A 14,927-nucleotide genomic window follows, 5' to 3' on the forward strand; every position below is an offset into this window, starting at 1 on the left:
CCCAGGGCGGTGAAGATATCAAAGACCCGTTTTCCGGTAAATCGCAATGCGGCTCCGCTTAAGTGAACAGCATTGCGACAAGGGCGGCCTTTTTCATGGGCGTGTCCCAGAGACGAAAGAACAAGCCCCGCATCTGCGGGGCTTGAGTCTCCGTCACTATGCGGCGCTTAGCCTATGGTCATCAGGCTGGCGTTGCCACCGGCGGCGGCGGTGTTGACCGAGAGGGCGTGCTCGATGAGCAGGCGCTCCAGCGGGATGTCGGTCTCGCCGCGATGCAGGCCGTGCACACCGATGATGGCGCCGTTACGGGCTGCCTGGCGCGCGGCGGCGAGCTTGCCCACCTCCCGCAACTGATCCGAGTCGCCGTGGTGCAGCAGGGCATCGAAGTCCGTCTCCCCCGTGGCCCAGTCCGCCACCAGCGCGATGGGATCCCGCGCCTCGGTCGGCAGGGAAGAGAGCAGGGCGCGTGTCTGGGCATCGTCCGGCAGCAGCACCTGGCTGCCGACCGCCAGACAGGCGGCCAGCTGGGCCAGCAGGTCGGCCTTCTCCTGGGCAAGACAGAGCACCCGTTCCCGGGGCAGCAGGCTGTAGCTGTTGCGCTCGCCGGTGGGGCCGGTCAGCAACTGGGTACGGCCGCTCTGGGAGAGCGCGGCGTAGTGATCGCACAGGGCGGCGAGGGCCGGATCCTGCTTGCTCGCCCAGTCGCGCAGGGCCACGAGGGGGGCTTTCGCCTCGGCATGCAGGGCACCGGACTCCTGGTGCAGCTGGTTGGCCACCGCCTCCTGGGGACGGGCGCCGAGCAGGCGATACATGTAGAGCGGGCCACCGGCCTTGGGACCGGTGCCGGAAAGCCCTTCCCCACCGAAGGGTTGCACCCCGACCACGGCGCCTACGATGTTGCGGTTGACGTAGAGGTTGCCCACCTTGGCCACATTCACCACCTGGGCGATGGTCTCGTCGATGCGGGTATGGACACCCAGGGTCAGGCCGTAACCGCTGCCGTTGATCTGCTCGAGCAGCTCCCCGAGCCGGGTGCGCGGGTAGCGGACCAGGTGCAGCACAGGGCCGAACACTTCGCGTCCCAGTTCGTCCAGGCTGTCGAGCTCGATCAGGGTCGGCAGCACGAAGGTGCCGCGGCTGCAGGCATCCCCCTGGGTGCGAGCGATCTGGTGCACCTTGCGCCCCTTGTCGCCCATGGCCTTGATGTGGCGTTCGATGTTGGTCTTGGCCTCGGCGTCGATGACGGGGCCGATGTCGGTGGAGAGGTGCTCGGGGCTGCCGACCTTGTACTCGGCCATGGCGCCCTTGAGCATCCGGATCACCCGATCCGCCACGTCATCCTGCACGCACAGCACTCGCAGGGCGGAGCAGCGCTGACCGGCGCTGTCGAACGCCGAGGAGATGACATCCATCACCACCTGTTCGGTCAAGGCGGAAGAGTCGACGATCATGGCGTTCTGGCCGCCGGTCTCGGCGATGAGGGGAATGGTGCGACCCTGGGCGTCGAGGCGACCGGCCAGGTTGCGGGAGATGATGCCCGCCACCTCGGTGGAGCCGGTGAACATGACGCCGCGCACCCGTTCGTCCGCGATGAGCGCCGCACCCACGGTCTCACCACGGCCCGGCAGCAGTTGCACCGCACCGGCGGGAACCCCCGCTTCCAGCAGGATGCGCACCGCTTGTGCCGCGATAAGGGGGGTCTGCTCGGCAGGCTTGGCCAGCACCGTATTGCCGGCGGCCAGGGCCGCGCACACCTGGCCGCCGAAGATGGCCAGCGGGAAGTTCCAGGGGCTGATGCAGACCACGGGGCCGAGCGGTCTGTGGGTGTCGTTGGCGAAGTGGTTGCGCGCCTGGGCGGCGTAGTAGCGCAGGAAGTCTACCGCTTCGCGCACCTCGGCGATGGCGTTGGCGAAGGTCTTGCCGGATTCGCGAACCAGCAGGCCCATCAGGGGTTGCAGTTCGGATTCCATCAGATCGGCGGCCCTGTCCAGCACGGCGGCCCGCTCGGCTGGCGGGGTGGACTGCCAGATCTGGCCGCTCGTGAGGGAGCAGGCGAGCGCCTTGTCCACCAGCGCTACCGTGGCTTCGCTCACCTGACCGACGACATCGCGGTGATCCGCCGGGTTGAGCACGGGCTGGAACTGGGTCGGCGCCTCGGTGTCGCAACCCAGCATGGGCACGGCCTGATAGGCGGTGTTGGTGCTGGCGAGCAGGGCGGCGGAGAGTGACCCCAGGCGGTGCTCGTTCGCGAGATCCAGACCTGCGGAGTTCGGGCGCGCCTCGCCGTAGAGATCCCGGGGCAGGGGGATGCGCGGATGGGGCAGACCCAGGGCCCCTTCACGGGCGGCCATCTGCTCGATCTGCTGCACCGGATCCTGCACCAGATCCGAGAGGGAGATGTTGTTGTCCGCGATGCGGTTGACGAAGGAGGTGTTGGCCCCGTTCTCCAGCAGGCGGCGCACCAGGTAGGCGAGCAGGGTCTCGTGGCTGCCTACCGGTGCATAGATGCGGCAGGGGCGACCCAGCTTGCCGTCGGCCACCTTGCCGACCACCTGCTCGTAGAGCGGTTCGCCCATGCCGTGCAGACACTGGAACTCGTACTGGCCCGGGTAGTAGTTCTGACCGGCGAGCTGGTAAATCGCCGACAACGAATGGGCGTTGTGGGTGGCGAACTGGGGATAGATGGCCTCGGGCACCGCCAGCAGCTTGCGGGCGCAGGCGAGGTAGGAGACATCCGTGTAGGGCTTGCGGGTGTAGACCGGGTAGCCTTCCAGCCCTTCCTGCTGGGCACGCTTGATCTCGCTGTCCCAGTAGGCGCCCTTCACCAGACGGATCATCAGGCGGTGACGGCTGCGCTTGGCGAGATCGATGACGTAGTCGATTACATAGGGGCAGCGCTTCTGGTAGGCCTGGATGACGAAGCCGATGCCGTTCCAGTCGGCGAGGGACGGATCGAAGCAGAGCTTCTCCAGCAGATCGAGGGAGATCTCCAGGCGATCGGCCTCCTCGGCATCGATGTTGATGCCGATGTCATACTGCCTGGCGAGCTGGGTCAGGCCCAGCAAGGTGGGGTAGAGCTCCTCCATGACGCGATCGTACTGGGCGCGGCTGTAGCGCGGATGCAGGGCGGAGAGCTTGATGGAGATACCCGGCCCCTCGTAGATGCCGCGACCGTGGGAGGCCTTGCCGATGGCGTGGATGGCCTGCTCGTAGGAGGCCAGATAGCGTTTGGCGTCCTCCTCGGTCAGGGCCGCTTCCCCCAGCATGTCGTAGGAGTAGCGGAACCCTTTGCTCTCCATGCCGCCTGCGTTCGCCAGCGCCTCGGCGATGGTCTCGCCGGTGACGAACTGTTCACCCATCAGGCGCATCGCCATGTCGACGCCCTTGCGGATGAGCGGCTCACCCCCCTTGCCGATGAGTCCCTTGAGGGAGCTGTTCATGCCCGCCTCGTTGTGGGTGGCCACCAGCTTGCCGGTGATGAGCAGACCCCAGGAGGCCGCGTTGACGAACAATGAGGTGCTCTGGCCCAGGTGCTGGCTCCAGTTGCCGCCGCTTATCTTGTCGCGGATGAGGGCATCCCGGGTCGCCTTGTCGGGGATGCGCAGCAGCGCCTCCGCCAGACACATCAGGGCCACCCCTTCCTGGGAGGAGAGGGAGAACTCCTGAAGCAGCCCCTGCACCAGGCCCTGACGGCCGCTGGCGCTCTTCTGGTTGCGCAGCTTCTCGGCGATGCCCATGGCCAGCTTCTGGGTCGCGTCAGCCTTCTCCTTGGGCAGACGGGCCTGCTCCAGCAGCATGGGGACGGCTTCGGTCTCGGGGCGGCGATAAGCCCCCGTGATGGCGGCCCGCAGCACGGACTGGGGCAGAATGCTCTCGGCAAACTCGAGGAAGACCTGGATGCCCTGCTCGGTCAGGGTCTCGACGGCCTCTTCCCCGGCGGCGGCAGCCAGCCCGGAGTGCTCGGGCGGGGTCAGACCGCGATCCAGTTGCTCCAGATAGGTGAAGATAGCTTGCTTGATCAGCCAGTGGGGAGTGCGATCCAGGGTCTGCGCAGCCTGTTTGAGGCGGTCGCGGGTCGCTTCATCGAGTTTGACGCCGAGGGTGGTAGTGGCCATGGGACTTCCTGTGTCTAGAAGGTAACAATATTACCGGACGGTTAAATTTCGCCGATGATGGTGCAACCAGGTGCAACCTTCAAGCAAGAAATTTTAATGTATTGGTTACATTGTTGAATTCTTCCATGAACCCGGTCTCCATCAGGCTCCTTTCACATCCGCCGCTTGTCCGCTTTTCACAGCATTATTAATGGGTTGGCAATGCATCTTATGAATGCTGATGTGAGGTGCAACCCCTTGCAAATGTGGTTGCACCTTTGGATGTTAGGCCGAGGTGGGGCTGTGATCACGGCTCCCCATGCGGGGAAGGGGACCGGATCGCCACCTGACAGAGCCCCGTGCTCTTCTATGCTGTTAGCTGGCCACAGGGCCAGCTATCGGTGACAAGGAGAAACCCATGGCGCGTGTCAGTACCTATCTCAATTTTGCCCGGGAGACGGAGGCTGCCTTCCTCTTCTATCGCGAAGTGTTCGGCGGTGACTTCAGCGGCCCCATCCACAGGTTCAAGGAGTCCCCGGGTTGCCCGGGCCAGCCCCCTCTGTCGGAGGAAGACGGGGAGCTGGTGATGCATGTGGCCCTGCCCATCCTTGGGGGACACGTGCTGATGGGCACGGATGCTCCGGCCAGCATGGGGTTCACCCTGGTGCAGGGGAACAACAGCTACCTCAACCTGGAGCCGGACAGCCGAGGCGAGACCGATCGCCTGTTCGCGGCCCTGGCCGAGGGAGGCAAGGTGGAGATGCCGCTGGCGGAGATGTTCTGGGGTGACTATTTCGGATCCCTGGTGGACAAGTTCGGCACCCACTGGATGTTCAACTGCCAGAGCAAGACCTGACGGCAGATCTGCAATGAAAAGGGCGCCATGGCGCCCTTTTCATCTTTATTGCCCATCACTGTCCCTATTTGCTGCGCCCCGCCACCTGCGCTGGTATGCCCCGGGCATGGGATTGCCGTGCGCTGCGCGGCCTTATGGCGTGTGGCCCACCATGTCAGCGGGGATCACCCGGGCATGGGATTGCCGTGCGCTGCGCTGCCTTATGGCGTGCGGCCCACCATGTCAGCGGGGATCACCCAGGCATCGAACTGCTCCGCGCTGAGGTGGCCCGAGGCAATGGCCGCCTCCCGCAGACTCAGCCCCTGATGGTGCGCCCGCTTGGCGATCTCGGCCGCCTTGTCATAGCCGATATGGGGGTTGAGGGCCGTCACCAGCATCAGGGAGCGGGAGAGCAGATCGTCGATCCTGGCCTGGTTCGGAGTGATGCCGACGGCGCAGTGGTCGTGGAAGCTCTGCATGCCATCCCCCAGCAGCCGCACGCTCTGCAGGACGTTGTAGGCGATCATGGGCCTGAACACGTTGAGCTCGAAGTTGCCGCTGGCACCGCCGATGTTGATGGCCACATCGTTGCCCATCACCTGGGCGCACAGCATGGTGAGGGCCTCGCTCTGGGTCGGGTTGACCTTGCCGGGCATGATGGAGGATCCGGGCTCGTTCTCGGGGATGAGCAGCTCCCCCAGCCCGCTGCGGGGGCCGCTCGCCAGCCAGCGTACGTCGTTGGCGATCTTCATGAGGGAGGCTGCCAGCGTCTTGAGGGCACCGTGGGCGTGAACCTGGGCGTCACTCGCCGCCAGGGCCTCGAACTTGTTGGGGGCGCTCACCAGCGGCAGGCCGGTCTGCTCGGCCAGGGTTCTGGCCACCGCCTCGGCAAAGCCGGGAGGGCAGTTGAGGCCGGTGCCCACGGCGGTGCCGCCGAGCGCCAGCTCGCACAGATGGGGCAGGGCGGCCTTTAGATGGCGCTCCCCCTGTTCAAGCTGGGCGACCCAGCCGGAGATCTCCTGGCCCAGGGTGAGGGGAGTGGCATCCTGCAAATGGGTGCGGCCAATCTTGACGATGTGGTCGAAGGCGGCGGCCTTGCCTGACAGGGTCTGCTTCAGGGCAGCGAGGGCCGGCAGCAACCGCTGCGTGATGGCGGTGACCGCCGCCAGGTTCATGGCGCTCGGGAAGACATCGTTGCTGGACTGGCTCTTGTTGACCTCGTCGTTGGGATGCACCAGCCGCGCTTCCCCCCGTGGGCCGCCGAGCAGTTCGCTGGCCCGGTTTGCCAGCACCTCGTTGAGGTTCATGTTGGTCTGGGTGCCGGAGCCGGTCTGCCACACCATCAGGGGAAACTCGGCGTCGTGCAGGCCGCACAGCACCTCGTCGGCGGCGGCCATGATGGCCTGGGCCTTGCGGGCGGGGAGCAGCCCCAGAGCGTGGTTGACCCGGGCGCAGGCGGACTTGATGCGGGCCAGGGCATGGATGATCTCCATGGGCTGGCGCTCCCCCGAGATGTTGAAGTGATGCAGGGAGCGCTGGGTCTGGGCCCCCCAGAGCCGATCGACCGGGACGGCGATCTCCCCGAGGCTGTCGTGTTCAATCCTGATGGTCATGGTGCCTCCCGCCGGCAGGAAAAGGGGCGAGGGAAGATCCCTTGCCCCTCACAGCATGGCAAATCCCGCGGGCGAACGCTCAGGTCACCGCGGTCGTCATGGCCCCGGCCAGGCGGTGAAACGGCGTCAGCCCGGCCAGGGGCGCGGCCGTGATGAACTCCTGAGTGGTCTCACCGTGCTTGAAGATCTTGAAGCCCTCGCCCCGGGCGCTCCAGTATTCGATGCTCTCGCCGCCGTGCTCGCCGCTTACCTGAAGCAGGCTCCCTTCGCGCAGGGCCACCACGGACTCGCTCGGGTTGATGGCACAGAACTCGGCGAGCCGCTCGTCCCGGGTCTCCCCCATGTGGCCGCTGATGCCGGCATCCAGGTAGTGGGGGTTGATCTGCAGGGGGAACAGGCCCAGCGCCGGCAGCACGGCGGCGCTGCACACCGGCATGTCGTTGGTGGTGCGGATGCTGGGGGTAGCCACGTTGCAGCCGGCGCTCCAGCCCACATAGGGCACGCCTCGCTCGCGCACGGCACGCTGGATGGGCACCACCAGGCCGTATTCGTGCAGCAGCTGGTTCAGGCGCCAGGTGTTGCCGCCGCTGATGAAGATGGCGTCGGCCCGCTGGATGGCATCCACCGGATCGTCGAACTGGTGGATGCTGATGGCCTTCACCCCTAGGCTCTCGCTGAGTTCGAAGGCGCGGGCGTCCCAGTCGCTGCGGATCACCGCGTAGGGGATGAGCAGGATGCGCTTGACCTGTTTGCGGGCGAGCAGGGTTCGTACCCGCTCCCGGGCCCAGCCGAGCAGGCCGGGGTGTTCTGTGGTTTTGCCGTTGCTGAGCAGAAGCAGTTCCATGAAAGCTGTCCTCAAAGGGTGAAAGCGGAGGAGGGAGGATCACTTGGGCCGGTGCGGCCAAGTGGCCGTCGGGGCATGCTAGCACCCCGGGCTGGGCGGTTCTGTGATCCGGGGACCCATTCAACCACTGCGAAGGGGCGGGTCAATGCCAATGGATGAATGCGCAGCGCCAATGAAAGACCCCGCCGAGGCGGGGTCCGAGGAGGGCTGGACGGATCAGGAGGCGGTCGCCTCGGCCACCCGGAACTCGGGCTGCTGGCGCAGCTTCCACAGCTCGCTCCACTTGCGCAGGGCGGAGATCAGGATCAGCGCCCCCAGCACCAGCATGATGAGGGAGATGGCGCCGTTCATCGGGTTGTAGCCCTTGGCGGCCGAGTTGAAGTAGACGTTGCGCATCATCCAGTAACCGGCGTAGTTGACGGTCACGAACAGGTAGGCCAGCGGGATCAGGCAGGTCAGCATATAGCGGCGCTTGCTGGCGAGGCGCAGGATGATGGTGGCACCTATGATGAGGCCCACCGAGGCCATCAGCTGGTTCGATACCCCGAACAGGGCCCATACCGAGCCGATATCGCCGGACATCAGCAGATACCCCCACATGACGCAGGCGAGCACGCTGGCCCCGATGGCGCCCGGCATCCAGTCGATGCGCTTGAGGGGCGGGTAGAACTCGCCGAAGAAGTCCTGAATGAGGTAGCGGGAGACCCGGGTGCCGGAGTCGACGGCGGTCAGGATGAACACCGCTTCAAACATCACCACGAACTGGAAGAAGTAGGAGGCGAGGTTACTGAACCAGGGCACCTTGGTGAAGATGTAGGACATGCCCACCGCCAGGGTGACGGCGCCGCCGGTGCGGCCGTTCAGATCCATGCCGATCTCCTGGGAGAGGAAGGGCAAATCCACCACCTGCATCCCCAGCTTGGCGAAGGCCTCCGGAGTGGCGTTGATGGCGAAGTAATCCGCCGGGTGCAGGGCGGTGGCGGCGATCAGCGCCATCACGCCCACCACGCACTCGGCCAGCATGGCACCGAAGGCGACCGGCAGGATGTCGTTCCACTTGTCCACCAGTTTCGGGGTGGTGCCCGAGCCGATGAAGGCGTGGAAGCCGGAGATGGCGCCACAGGCGATGGTGATGGAGATGAAGGGCCAGACCGGGCCGCCCAGTACCGGGCCGCCGCCGTGGACGAACTGGGTCATGGCGGGGAACTGGATCTCGGGGTTGATGCAGATGACGCCGATCACCAGGGCGCCGAACACGCCGATCTTCATAAAGCTGGAGATGTAGCCGCGCGGGGTGAGTAGCAGCCAGACCGGCAGCGCGGTGGCGAAGAAGGCGTAGATGGGCAGCGCCAGACTGATGGTCTCGGCGCGCAGGGTCAGCCAGGCACCGAAGGCGCTCTCCTGCACGTAGGGGCCGAAGAAGACGCAGGCCAGCACGGCGATGAAGCCCACCCAGGAGGCGGCTTGCAGGTTGCCGGTCAGCTTGTGCCAGATCCCCACCACCATGGAGATGGGGATGGTCATGAAGACCGCGAACACGCCCCAGGCGTTACGCTCCAGCGCGTGCACCACCACCATGGAGAGACCCGCCATGGTGATGGTGATGATGAACAGCATCGCAAGGCCCGTGCACCAGCCGGCGATGGGGCCGAGTTCGGCCTTGGCCACCTCGGAGAGGGACTTGCCCTGATGCTTCATGGAGGCGAACAGCACGACTGTGTCGTGCACCGCACCGCCGATGACGCAGCCGATCAGCAGCCAGAGAAAGCTCGGCAGGTAGCCGTACTGGGCCGCCAGGACCGGGCCCACCAGCGGGCCGGCGGCGGCGATGGCCGCGAAGTGCTGGCCGAAGTTGACCCACTTGTTGGTCGGCACATAGTTTTTGCCATCTTCCAGCTCGTGGGAGGGGGTGACCAGCTTGTCGTCGGCCCGCAGCACCTTGCGCACAAAGAACACGCCGTAGAGGCGATAGGCGATGGCGAGGATGCAGAGGGCCGCAATGACGAAGGTGATTGCGTGTTGCATGACGGAGTTTCCTTTTCCTGCGGCCAATCTGGCCGGGCTCAGGCTGCACTCTACGCAGGCGGCAGGGAAAGGGGAGCGCAGAAAGGGTCAGTGGCAGAGGGCCGCCCGCGAGCGGCAGAAAAGCGGCCCCGAGCGGTTTGAGGGATGAGCCGGCGGGCGCGGCAAGCGGGTGAGCGGTAACGGGCAGGGGACGGGGCGAGTGGCCCGCCCCTCAGGGGATCTCCAACAATTCTTTGAGGGGCTTGAGGTAGCGCCGGCTCACCGGCACCTTGTGGCCGCCCTGGGTCACCACCTCCGCCAGGCCGCCGTCCAGCAGCAGGATCTCGCGGATCTGGCCCGGGTTGAGCAGGTACTGGCGGTGACAGCGCACGAAGCCGGTCTTCTCCTCCAGGGTGCGCAGTGTCAGCTCGGTGGTGCCTTGCTGCTGGGCGCTCACCACCTTGTTGCCGGCCAGATCGCTGTGGACGAACTCCACCTCGCCAAGGGGCAGCAGCAGGATGCGGTTGTGGCCGCTACAGGGAATGCTGCGCAGGGGCTGGGCGATGCGGGTCGGATCCGGCAGCGGTTGGCCCGCCAGCTCACCCTTTGGCGAAAGCAGCCGCTGGATGCGCTCCAGCGCCTTGTTCATCCGTTCGCTGGTGACCGGCTTGAGCAGGTAGTCGAGGGCGTTCTCCTCAAACGCGCGCAGGGCAAACTCGTCGTAGGCGGTGATGAAGACGATGTGGGGGCGCAAGTCCGGATCCAGCATGCTCACCAGCTCCAGCCCGCTGATGCGCGGCATCTGGATGTCGAGAAACAGCAGGTCGGGTTTGAGGCGATGGATGGCGGGCAGCGCCTCCATGGCGTGGGCGCACTCTCCCAGCAGGCGGATATTGCCCGCCTGCGCCAGCAGCAGCCGCAGCTCCTCGCGGGCGAGGGGTTCATCGTCGACGATCAGGGCGGTCAGCATGGGCTCTCCTGCAGGGGAAGGGTGATCCTCACCCGGGTGGATTGATGGGGCTCGCAGTGAATGGTGACCCCGTACTCGGCGCCGTAACGGGCCTTGATGCGCCGATCCACTATGTTCATGCCAAGGCCGCTCTCCTCCCGCCTGGCCTGATAGAGGCCGGCGTTGTCCTCAACTTCCAGCACCAGCTGCTCACCCTCCTGCCGCGCCGTCAGGGTCAGTTTGCCCGGCTCGAACATCTGGGAGATGCCGTGCTTGATGGCGTTCTCGACGATGGGCTGCAGGGAGAAGGTGGGCAGCCGGTACTCCAGCAGCGGCTCGGGAATCTGGATCTGCACGCTCAGGTGCTCGGCGAAGCGGGCCTGCTCGATGTGCAGGTAGGCGTTCACGTGCTCCAGCTCGTCGGCCAGGGTCACCTCGTCACCCTGGCGCTTGAGGTTCTTGCGAAAGAAGGTGGAGAGGTGGTGCACCAGGGTGCGGGCATCCTCGGGGTCGCGCCGGATCACCGCCGCCAGGGTGTTGAGGGCGTTGAACAGAAAGTGCGGGTTGATCTGCGCCTGCAACAGCTTGATCTCCGACTGGGCCAGCAGCCGCTTCTGCTCGTTGTACTTGCTGGCCAGGATCTGGCCGGAGAGCAGCCGGGCGATCCCCTCTCCCAGGGTGCGGTTGATGGAGGAGAAGAACTTGCGCTTGGGCTCGTAGAGCTTGATGGTGCCCACCACCGACCCCTCTTCCCCACGCAGCGGAATGACCAGCGAGGAGCCGAGCCGGCACTGGGGATGCAGGTTGCAGCTGTAGGGGATGAGGTTGCCGTCGGCATAGACCACCTCGTTGTGCTGGATCGCCTTGAAGGTGTGGGCCGAGTTGATGGCGGTGCCCGGCAGGTGGTGATCCTCGCCGATGCCGATGAAGGCGAGCAGCTTCTCCCGATCGGTGATGGCCACCGCGCCCACCCCGGTCTCTTCGTAGAGGATGCGCGCCATCTGTTGGCACGCCTCCTGGGTGAACCCCTTGTCCAGCACCCGCATCGCCCGCTCGGCGATCTTGAGGGCGCGGGCGGAGAAGGCGACCGAGTACTTCTCCAGCATGGCGCGGTGATCGAGGATCATCCGCATGAACATGGCGGCCCCCAGGGTATTGGCCACCAGCATGGGGGCGATGATGTTCTCGATGAGGTGGACGGCGTCGTCATACGGACGGGCCACCAGCAAGATGATGCCCATCTGCATCAGCTCGGCGATGAGGGCCACAGATCCCACCACCCAGGGGCTGAACAGCAGATCGAGCCGGTGGCGGGCGACGAAGTGGCGGTGCACCAGGCCGCCGAGCAGCCCTTCGGCGATGGTGGAGAAGGTGCAGGCCAGGGCGGTAAAGCCCCCCAGCGAGTAGCGATGGATGCCGCCGGTGAGCCCCACCAGCAGCCCCACCACAGGGCCGCCGACGATGCCGCCGAGCACGGCGCCGATGGCGCGGGTATTGGCGATGGAGTCCTCGATCCTGAGGCCAAAGTAGGTGCCCATCACGCAGAAGCCGGAGAAGATGAGGTAGCAGAGGATCTTGTGGGGCCAGCTCAGTGTCACCTGAGTCAGTGGCATGAAGAGCGGCGTCTTGGAGAGCAGCCAGGCGATCACCAGATAGACGCAGAGCTGCTGGAAGAGAGATATCACGAGCGCGAATTGTTCGAAAGCCACGGCACACTATCTCGAAAGGGGATGCTCATCCAATGGACGCGGAGTATTAGCAAACCCCGATTTGCGCTGCAAGCCGCGGGCGCCGGAATAGCGCGCCTGCGCACAGATTTGCCGGCACCCTGAGCCAAAGGCATCCCTTCGCCCTGTCTGCCGGTCAATCGAGTGCGACGTCGACCCATACCAGGCGGTGATCCGAGCTGACTCCCTTGGCGATGCCGAGCTTGGCGTCGTACACCAGGTGGTAGCCCGGCTCGAAGCTGGCCGGCCAGAACACGCCGGAGGCGACCGCGTTCAGGTTGGCGGAGGGCAGCACGTGGTCGAGCTGCAGGCCGCTGCTGCTGGTGATGCGCTCCGGGGTGGGGCGGTTGTTGTTGCGCTTGCACTGATCCGGCTGGCTGGCGAGGCACTCGGGGCCGCCCTGGCTGACCGGGATCAGGGCGCCGTTGGTGACGGCCTGATTGACCAGCGCATGGTTGTGCAGATCCTGAATGGCGGTGAGATCCCCATCGCCAATCTGGGGATCGGCGTTGAGATCGCCGGCGATGACGAACCTAGCGCCCTCGGCCAAGCCACCGGCCTTGCCGGCGTCATCCACCATGTAGCCAGCCCCTGCCACATAGTCCTGCCAAAAGGCTATCTCCGCACGGTTGCGTTTGACGTTGTGGCGCGCCGCGTTGCCGAAGATGGGCGGAGTCGGGTGGGAGATAAGGAGGTGGATCACCTGCTCCCCCTTGGCGGTCTTGACCCGCACCGGCACGTCGGCGTGGTTCTTGGACGAGAGCGGGAAGGCCTGCCAGGCGGCGTCGTCATACCAGGCATCGCCGCACTGGCGGCCGGCCGGGATCGGCGCCTTGGCATTGTTGCAGTCGTCGATGACGGGGTTCGCTTCGCCCGGCATGTCTTTCCACTTGAATTTCTGGAAGGTGCGGATCTGCTTGGTATCGATGGGATACCGGGACATCACGGCGAAGGCGTACTGGCCGTGGTAGTTGCCAAAGCCCCAGGCGTCGTCCGGCCCGTTGTTGACCTTGCCGTCCAGGTTGAGGTCATGGCCGCTCATCAGGCCGGTGTTGGTGGCAAAGTTCTGCAGCACCGGGTAGCTGATGGCCTTCACTTCGTCGTGCTGGGCGTGGGCCAGGTAGTTGTCGTTGAAGGCGTTGAGGTCCGTGGTGTCGCTGCCCTTGCCGTCATTGTCGAATTCGCTCAGCAGCAACACGTCCGGCCGGGTACGCTGGATGATTTCGGCGATGTTGCGGATCTGCTGCACGTGGTTGGCCCGGGTGAACGTTCCCGGGTCGAGGCGGGCATCAGCCGCCCGGTGGCGGGCCAGCAGGGCGTCCTGCTCGGTGCGGCTCAGGGCGAGCTCTTCCCCCAGCATGCCGGGTGCAGTGCGATCGAAGGCGAGATTGAAGCTGGCAAAGCGAACCATGGCGGGCCTCGGCGTCAGTGTGGCCGGGACAGCCTGCCATCTTTGGCAGGAAAATGGCAGCACCCTGCCGGATTTTATGGGGAAGGTGCCCGGGTTTCCCCATGACGCGCAAGCGCTCCGCTCAGGCCCAGCGGGAGAGAGGGGAGGGAATGGCGTAGGCGTAGCCCTGCTGGTAGTCGCAGCCCAGCCGGTTCGCCACCTCGATATGGGCCTGGGTCTCCACTCCCTCGCACACCACGGCCATGCCGAGTCGTTGCAGGTATTTCACCAGCCCCGTCAGCATGTTGAGGGCGTGGGTGCTGCGCGCAGCCTGAAGCAGCAGGGAGCGATCCAGCTTCACGATCTCGTAGGGAAGCATCATCAGGCGCTGGAAATTGCACGCCAGGGAGCCGAAGTCGTCACAGGCGATGTGGGCGCCATGGGCCCGCAACACCTCGATCATCTCCCTGTGCTGGTGTTTGATCCTGACGTGCTCCAGCACCTCGAACCAGATGTCGATCCCCAGCTTGCGGGCCTGGAGCAGCACCAGCAACAGCAGATTGCGGTAGGTGGGGCTGGAGAGCGCCGGATTGAGGTTGATGGAGAGTGCATAGGGGCCTTTTTGGGCGAGCACGGGCAGATCGCGCATGATGGCCCTGAGCATGACGATATCCAGGTGCAGGGCGTCATCCTCGCCGAGGGCGGCAAAATCGATGCCCTGATAGCCCTGGCTGCCGGCATCCCAGCGCCTGGCCAGCACCTCATACCCCTTGACCTGACGATCCTGGCCGATGATGGGCTGATAAAAGGGGACGACGATATCCGCCATGCTGACCATGGCACTCACGGGATACTCTTCTTTGAACGCAAACATGGCCTTCACCTGACGGGAACATGGTTACGCATCATACAGGGAGGGTCTAAACGGAGGCTGTAGGAAGAGTCTGATAATGGGCCCTGTTTGGGTGTGGGCAGGATGAGAGGGGGTCAGGGAAGAGCATGGCCCTGTGCAGGTGCGGCGCCAGCCAGGGGGGCTGCGTGCATGGCCTGGGCAAGCCAGGACCAGTCGAGCATGGGGGAACCCGCCTTGAAGCGCTGATAGGCACATCCCTGGCGGATGGTCAGGAAGAGGGTGCTCGGCAGGCCGAGGCGGTTGAGGTAACGCACCATCACGTCTCCCTGGTAATCCCGCAGCCGCAGTTGCAGCTCGGGCAGTGTCAGCCCGTGCTCGCGACCCGTTTCATCCCAGATTTCAAACATCTGTGTGCACTCCTTGCGACATGAGGCTCCACTGTTTCTAAAAAGTGCGGGGAGGGCAATTGTCAGATCTGACAGCGCCATATGGATTCTATCCAGAAAAGCGAAAACCCGGCGCGAGGCCGGGTTGTCTGAAGGATGGTGGAGGGAGAAGGATTCGAACCTTCGAAGGCAGAGCCGTCAGATTTACAGTCTGATCCCTTTGGCCGCTCGG

9 protein-coding genes and 1 pseudogene are annotated in these 14,927 nt (G+C 65.1%); 1 reads left to right on the forward strand and 9 read right to left on the reverse strand.

Annotated elements, in window-relative coordinates:
* Nucleotides 1-167: 167 nt before the first annotated feature.
* The gene (gene putA / locus PG887_RS19500) at nt 168-4,115 is read right to left on the reverse strand and encodes a trifunctional transcriptional regulator/proline dehydrogenase/L-glutamate gamma-semialdehyde dehydrogenase (protein WP_270822667.1); all 3,948 of its coding nucleotides are present in this window, start codon (nt 4,113-4,115) and stop codon (nt 168-170) included.
* 397 nt (nt 4,116-4,512) lie between these two features.
* Between putA and PG887_RS19505 the strand changes: the two genes are divergently transcribed.
* Nucleotides 4,513-4,950, forward strand: a complete 438-nt coding sequence (locus PG887_RS19505) for a VOC family protein (protein WP_041211205.1) — start codon at nt 4,513-4,515, stop codon at nt 4,948-4,950.
* A gap of 200 nt (nt 4,951-5,150) precedes the next feature.
* On the opposite strand, the gene fumC is transcribed toward PG887_RS19505, so the two are convergent.
* The 8 genes and pseudogenes from fumC to PG887_RS19545 form a co-directional block, all read right to left on the reverse strand.
* Nucleotides 5,151-6,542, reverse strand: a complete 1,392-nt coding sequence (fumC, locus tag PG887_RS19510) for a class II fumarate hydratase (RefSeq protein ID WP_270822668.1) — start codon at nt 6,540-6,542, stop codon at nt 5,151-5,153.
* A gap of 79 nt (nt 6,543-6,621) precedes the next feature.
* Nucleotides 6,622-7,386, reverse strand: a complete 765-nt coding sequence (gene pepE / locus PG887_RS19515) for a dipeptidase PepE (protein WP_104454667.1) — start codon at nt 7,384-7,386, stop codon at nt 6,622-6,624.
* A gap of 216 nt (nt 7,387-7,602) precedes the next feature.
* On the reverse strand, nt 7,603-9,411 hold the full coding sequence (locus tag PG887_RS19520) for a carbon starvation CstA family protein (RefSeq protein WP_104454666.1): 1,809 nt from the start codon (nt 9,409-9,411) through the stop codon (nt 7,603-7,605).
* Nucleotides 9,412-9,622: 211 nt separating this feature from the next.
* Complete coding sequence (gene btsR / locus PG887_RS19525; protein ID WP_104454665.1) at nt 9,623-10,360, reverse strand: two-component system response regulator BtsR; 738 nt, start codon at nt 10,358-10,360, stop codon at nt 9,623-9,625.
* Nucleotides 10,354-12,048, reverse strand: coding sequence for a sensor histidine kinase (locus PG887_RS19530; RefSeq protein ID WP_104454664.1), 1,695 nt, complete (start codon nt 12,046-12,048; stop codon nt 10,354-10,356). The genes btsR and PG887_RS19530 overlap by 7 nt, the downstream gene beginning before the upstream one ends.
* A gap of 154 nt (nt 12,049-12,202) precedes the next feature.
* Nucleotides 12,203-13,580: pseudogene (locus tag PG887_RS19535) on the reverse strand (endonuclease/exonuclease/phosphatase family protein).
* An 18-nt stretch (nt 13,581-13,598) separates the two neighbouring features.
* Nucleotides 13,599-14,330, reverse strand: a complete 732-nt coding sequence (locus PG887_RS19540; RefSeq protein ID WP_104454662.1) for an EAL domain-containing protein — start codon at nt 14,328-14,330, stop codon at nt 13,599-13,601.
* A 113-nt stretch (nt 14,331-14,443) separates the two neighbouring features.
* Nucleotides 14,444-14,716, reverse strand: a complete 273-nt coding sequence (locus PG887_RS19545; RefSeq protein WP_010673275.1) for a hypothetical protein — start codon at nt 14,714-14,716, stop codon at nt 14,444-14,446.
* Nucleotides 14,717-14,927 lie beyond the last annotated feature (211 nt).

It is taken from the genome of Aeromonas sp. QDB14 (genome assembly GCF_027707845.1).
Classification (GTDB): domain Bacteria; phylum Pseudomonadota; class Gammaproteobacteria; order Enterobacterales; family Aeromonadaceae; genus Aeromonas; species Aeromonas caviae.